Source organism: Micromonospora sp. NPDC049799 (assembly GCF_040656655.1).
Taxonomy (GTDB): Bacteria; Actinomycetota; Actinomycetes; order Mycobacteriales; family Micromonosporaceae; genus Micromonospora.
Genome location: NZ_JBFAMU010000347.1, coordinates 1 through 5,312, shown reverse-complemented (window position 1 = coordinate 5,312; position 5,312 = coordinate 1). Strand labels below are relative to the sequence as shown.

Genomic DNA, 5,312 nt, shown 5'->3' with positions numbered 1-5,312 from the left:
ATTGGCACTGGCTTATCAAGCACCCTGTTGAGTTCTCAAAGAACAACCACACACCATCCGGCATCCCACTCACGCAGAACCCGTCCGGGGCATTTTGTCCGTCTCACACCCGCCGCTCTCGCGCCGGGCACTTTTACTACGTTACCTCACCGTCTTCTCCGTGTCAACCGGTGTGTCCCGGTGTGTCACGCTTCGTACGGGTTGGCGCCGACGAACGCGCGCAGCGGTGTACCGCTTCGCTGATCATCGGATTTGGTAGGCCGGCCGCTGCGGTTTCCCGCAAGCTCGCCCGGTTCCCTACCGGTCGATAACCTTACCCGGTCGGTTTCGCTCCGCCAAATCCGCCTCGCGGCGGTCTGTCGGGCCTCGCCCGGTCCGTGTCCTCCAGGAGTGACCCTGTCCGACCCGGTGCCATCCCGGCTCAGGTGCTTCAGGGCGCTTGCCCTGTTTGCCCCGTTCCGCGTTGGCAGAGAGAAAGTTACGCGCCCGCAGGTTTGATCGTCAAATCGGTGGGTAGCGTCCCGCGTCACATCATCATCGCCCAGCTATCAACGCAGGTCAGAGGCCTGGTGGCACCTGGTGGGTCGCGAGGAGCGGGGCCGAAGGTCCCGTCTACCGGGGTAGCAACGCACTGCTCGGGGCCTCCAGTTCCCGGGAACCATGAAGGCATGACAGTTCTGGTGAGCGGTGCGACCGGGCGGGCCGGGTGGCACGTCGCCCGGTTCCTGCAAGAACGCGGCCACCAGGTGCGGGCGGCGGTACCCGACGCGGGTGCCACCGGTCCGTGGGACGAGGCGGTCACGTTCTCGTTCACCGACCCCGCCACCTGGGATGCGGCCTTCACCGGCGTGGACCGGATGTTCCTGATGCGTCCCCCGCAGATCGGCAACGTCAAGCGGGACATGCTGCCCGCCCTCGAACGCGCGCGGCAGCTCGGCGTACGACGGATGGTCCTGCTCTCCCTCCAGGGTGCCGAGCACAACCCGGTGGTCCCGCACCACGACCTGGAGAAGTGGCTCCGGAGGTCGGGCCTGGAGTGGACCTTCGTCCGGGCGGCGTTCTTCATGCAGAACCTGTCCACGACCCACGCCGCCGACATCCGCGAGCACGGCCGCATCCTGCTTCCCGCCGGACGGGGTCGGACGGCCTTCGTCGACGTCCGGGACGTCGCCGAGGTGGCGGCCCTGGCGCTGGACGGCGACGGACACGTCGGGCAGGCGTACACCCCGACCGGGTCGCGGCCGCTCACGTACGCCGAGGTTGCCGACCTGATCGCGGCCGAGCTGGGACGGCCCGTGCGGTACGTGTCGGCGGGTCCGCTGCGCTACCTACGGTCCGCGCGGGCGGAGGGTATGGCGTGGGGCATGGCCCTGGTCACGCTCGCTCTCTACACGACCTGCCGGCTCGGCCTCGCCGACCGGATCACCGACGACGTGCGGGCCCTGCTGGGCCGCCCGCCGATCGACTTCGCCCAGTTCGCGCACGACGAGCGCGGCGCGTGGTCGCCGGCGACCGCCCGGAAGCCCGCCGCGACGGGCTGAGCTCCGGCTCCGCCGTGGTTCAGGCCGTCGACCGGTCGGTACGCCGGCCGGCGGCCCGCCACGCGCGTACGCCGAGCACACCGACGGTGGTGCCGATCGCCAGCGACGCCGCGATCAGCAGAGCGTGCACCCACAGGAATCCCGTCGCCGGGAACTCGCCCACCTCACCGTTCGACCACGAGCGCGGGTCGTTCCAGATGGCGACCGCGAACCGGGGCCAGATCACCCAGGTCCAGACACCGACCCCGGTGAGGAAGACAGCCCAGCGGCGAGACAACACCATGGCGGCGAGTATGCCAGCGCCCGGGCGCCCGTCCCGCGACGGCGGGACCGGCTCCCGGGTGAGGGGAGCCGGGCCCGCCGCCCGGCGTCAGAAGCAGGTGCCGATGCCGCCGATCGCCGGGTTCGCCCGGTCGTGGTAGTGGATCGTCCCCGCCGGATCGGCCATGAACCCGCCCCAGATCGTGCAGCCACCACGGACGTACGCCCTGGTCGGACCGGCTGCGTAGAGCTTGTTGGCGTCGTCGGTCTGGGTCGGCAGGTACTGCGCCGCGAGGTAGACCTGGGTCCGGGTGAGCGTGCCGACGTACGCGGACTTGATCGTGGCCGTGCAGCCGTACCCGGTGAGCGTGTTGTACATCAGGTAGACCGTGCCGAGGCGGGCGCCGGTCTGCGCGTGGTGGATCGGGTCCTGGTCCCGCACGGTGTAACCGAACCCGCAGAGCGACTGCGGGGTCACCGGGTTGACGACCGCGGCCTGCGCCGTGCCGCCGGCCCCCGCGACCAGACCCGCCGTCAGTGCGAGCACGACTCCCATTCGCCGAATGGTTCCCAACATCTGCGTCCCCCTCTTCTCCGTTGCGCGGATGCGGGAACAGAATGGTGTTCCGGGGACGGGCCACCGAATGTGTCGGCCCGACACCGTCGCCGAGCCGACGATGTGTCGCCGCACGTAGGGGGACCCTCACCTGCGCGAAGTCCCGCCACTCATCGACGGACGGCGAATATGACGTAATTCGCACCGCGACATTTCCGTGAACCGACAATTGCCGGCTGTTTCCCGCGTCGACGGCCGGGGCGCAACCCGAGGGGACCGACGACGACCCCCTCGGAGGTGTCCCGTGCAGCCGAGCTACAACTGGGACTGAGCGCCGCCGCCGGGCATACCCGACTCGCGACCGGCAGGCATGGTCCGCCGGTTGCGGGGCACAGAGACCCCATGAACGGGGTACGGGACGAGGTGGTTCTGCCGGTCGTCGACGATCTGGATCAGCTCGTCGACCTGCTCCGGGAGACCCGCCCGGACGAGGAGATGTACGTCCGGTGGTCCCGGGGTCCCGAGATCGACCTGTGCGGGCAGCCCGGTGCGGGGCAGTCCAGCAAGGACGCGCTGACCGGGATCGACCTGCCGGGCCTCTCCGCCAACCCACTCGCCGTGGAGCCGTGGTGGGGCGGGCGACCGCTGCGCCTGTGGGTGGCGCGCCGCCTCTACGACTACTGCCACCTGCGGGATCTGCGAGGTCCCGGCGTACGCCCCTGGGTCCTGGTGGGTGAGCAGTGCGGGCGGGGACCGGACAACGAACCGCTCGTGCACTGCCGGCGCCCCGTCGCCTGGGTGTCGGAGCGGGCCCTGCGCGAGGCGGACCGGGTGGTGGAGGCCCAGGCGTCCGAGGAGTGGGGGCCGCTGCACCGGGCCGACTGACCTCGCGCCGGCAGCCTCACCCCTCCTGGTCGCGCAGCCCCACGCAGTCGTGCTCCCAGAAGGTGGCCGAGTAGACCAGCGTGCCCGTCATCCACGGCTCGTACGTCGCGAGCGGGAACACCTGGAAGGCCGGCTCGGGGATGCGGAGCGACGGTCTGCGGAAGCCGCACCCACGGCCGGGGCGGAAACCGAGACGTGAGTAGTACCCGGGATCGCCCTCCAGGAACACCGCCGGCACACCCCGCGCGTCGAGCAGCTCCAGGCCCCGCCGGACCAGCGCGGACCCCACGCCGCGCCCCTGATGGGCGGGAAGGACCGCGAGCGGACTGAGCACCTGCACGTCAACGAGCCGGCGGGGGGCGTCGAGCAGGCTCCGGGTGAACATCACCTGGCCCACGACCTCGCCGGCCACCTCCGCGACGAGGGAGAGCGCGGCCGGGTCGTCGTGGCGCAGGGCGCCGACCAGCCGCGCGACCACCGTCCCATGATCGCCGAACGCCTGTCGGTGAAGGTGGCCGACCGCGTCGTGGTCGTCGTGCCGCTCGCCGCGTACGTGCATAGGCCGGGACCGTAACGGGCGACGCGCCCTTCGGCCAGGCGATTACCTTCACGGGCGCCAACCGGTTCCGTCCAGGGCGTCCGAGGCCGTCATCGGCGTTCGTAGGCGCCGAGGTCCGGTCGGCTGTCGCGGGGCAGCCGGTCCGCGTCGGTGGTGGTGCCGGCCGTCGGCGCGCCGGCGTCGACGGCGGGGCTGTCGGCATTGAGGCGGAAGTCGCCGGCGGCGGGGTCCACGAAGGAAGGCTGGCCGACAAGGGTTCCCCCGGCGATCCCGGCCGGCAGTTCCTGGACTCCGACGAGGAGGTTGTTCGCCAGCCTGGTGGCACCAACCCGGTTGACCCCGACGGCGACCTTGCCGGTCCGGGCCACGGCGATGTTGTTGGCGACGGCGACCCTCTCCGCCCCACGGACGATCACCTCGCCGGACAGGTGGGGCGTCTCGGCGTTGTGGTACAGGGTGTTGTTGAGGACGGCGACGTTGTCGCTGTCGTACACCGCGATGCCGTGGCCACCGTTGCCGTACGCGACGTTGTCGGCCACCAGGATGAGGCCGCGATAGCGGTCCTGGGAGAGCGGGGCCTCCCGCAGGTGCTCGTTACGGTTCAACTCGATGCTGAAGCCGTGGCCACTGGTTGGTCTGTCGGCGCCGATGACCGCACTCGGCACGATCTGCCGGCAGTCGTGGGCCACGTTGCCCCGAATGATCATTTTGTAGCCGGTGTCGTCGTCGGAGTTCCAACTGCCGTTCACCGAGAAGCAGCTTCCCGAGTAGCCGGAGTACCAGGAGTTGCGGGCGGCCACGTTGTACTCCATGGTCACGTGGTCGGCCGCGAGGGTCGAGAAACCGGCCAACGCGCAGTCGGTCGCGGTGTTGCCCCAGAAGTGCACGTGGTGCGGCCGGCGGGGAGGATCCGCGGACTTCTGCTCGTCGGCGGTGAAGCAGTTGCCGTTGATGGCCGGGTCCTTGAGGTCGCCGCGCTGGGCACGGTCGCGCTGCTCGGCGGTCAGCCGGGCGCGGTTGCCGACCGCGGAAAGCCCGACGACCCGGATGTACGCGGCACGGACATGCACGATCTGCCAGTTGCCCTCGCCGCCCTCGATCACGGGCCGAGCGTTCGGAGCGGCCGCGTACGTGATCCACCTGTCGGGTTCGCCCGATCGCGTGATGCCGAGGACGTTCGGTCGGCCGGGGGCGCTGTACCGCCCGTCGGCGATCAGAACCGTGTCACCGGGCCGGGTCTGGTCGGCGGCGCGCTGCAGCGTCCGGAAGGGCTGTTTCTGCGTGAGGCCGCTGTTGCTGTCGTCGCCGGACGGTGCCACGTACAGGTATCGCCCGCCCTGAAGGGGGGCCTTCTGCCCGGTGGACCAGGTCGGGCCGCCGATTCCGGCGCCGACCCCGCCGCGCTGCGCGGGAGCCGCGGAGCGCGACGGACCGGGCCGCGATCCAGTTGCCGACGGTGACGATCCCGAACAGAAGTCCGATGAAGAGACCGAACCAGGCGCCGCTGCCG

General features: G+C 70.7%; 6 protein-coding genes. 2 read left to right on the top strand and 4 right to left on the bottom strand.

Annotated features, from left to right (window positions below; all coding sequences use genetic code 11):
* Nucleotides 1-668: 668 nt before the first annotated feature.
* Complete coding sequence (locus AB0I76_RS21750) at nt 669-1,541, top strand: SDR family oxidoreductase (RefSeq protein ID WP_357038337.1); 873 nt, start codon at nt 669-671, stop codon at nt 1,539-1,541.
* Nucleotides 1,542-1,560: 19 nt separating this feature from the next.
* Here AB0I76_RS21750 and AB0I76_RS21745 read toward each other — a convergent pair whose 3' ends face one another.
* Both AB0I76_RS21745 and AB0I76_RS21740 read right to left on the bottom strand, forming a co-directional pair.
* A complete protein-coding gene (locus tag AB0I76_RS21745) occupies nt 1,561-1,824 on the bottom strand; it encodes a hypothetical protein (RefSeq protein WP_357038334.1) in 264 nt (87 codons plus the stop codon).
* An 87-nt stretch (nt 1,825-1,911) separates the two neighbouring features.
* Nucleotides 1,912-2,358, bottom strand: a complete 447-nt coding sequence (locus AB0I76_RS21740) for a hypothetical protein (protein ID WP_357038331.1) — start codon at nt 2,356-2,358, stop codon at nt 1,912-1,914.
* Between the two features lie 402 nt (nt 2,359-2,760).
* Between AB0I76_RS21740 and AB0I76_RS21735 the strand changes: the two genes are divergently transcribed.
* A complete protein-coding gene (locus AB0I76_RS21735; RefSeq protein WP_357038328.1) occupies nt 2,761-3,243 on the top strand; it encodes a DUF6098 family protein in 483 nt (160 codons plus the stop codon).
* 16 nt (nt 3,244-3,259) lie between these two features.
* Here AB0I76_RS21735 and AB0I76_RS21730 read toward each other — a convergent pair whose 3' ends face one another.
* Entirely contained in the window at nt 3,260-3,802 is a 543-nt protein-coding gene (locus AB0I76_RS21730; protein ID WP_357038325.1) for an N-acetyltransferase, read from the bottom strand.
* Nucleotides 3,803-3,891: 89 nt separating this feature from the next.
* The gene (locus tag AB0I76_RS21725) at nt 3,892-5,121 is read right to left on the bottom strand and encodes a right-handed parallel beta-helix repeat-containing protein (RefSeq protein ID WP_357038322.1); all 1,230 of its coding nucleotides are present in this window, start codon (nt 5,119-5,121) and stop codon (nt 3,892-3,894) included.
* Nucleotides 5,122-5,312: the final 191 nt, after the last annotated feature.

Excerpts from the sequence above, each read along its gene's own strand:
- AB0I76_RS21740 (WP_357038331.1), bottom strand. The coding sequence starts at position 2,358 with ATGGGAGTCGTGCTCGCACTGACGGCGGGTCTGGTCGCGGGGGCCGGC.
- AB0I76_RS21750 (WP_357038337.1), top strand. The coding sequence starts at position 669 with ATGACAGTTCTGGTGAGCGGTGCGACCGGGCGGGCCGGGTGGCACGTC.
- AB0I76_RS21730 (WP_357038325.1), bottom strand. The coding sequence starts at position 3,802 with ATGCACGTACGCGGCGAGCGGCACGACGACCACGACGCGGTCGGCCAC.
- AB0I76_RS21745 (WP_357038334.1), bottom strand. The coding sequence starts at position 1,824 with ATGGTGTTGTCTCGCCGCTGGGCTGTCTTCCTCACCGGGGTCGGTGTC.
- AB0I76_RS21735 (WP_357038328.1), top strand. The coding sequence starts at position 2,761 with ATGAACGGGGTACGGGACGAGGTGGTTCTGCCGGTCGTCGACGATCTG.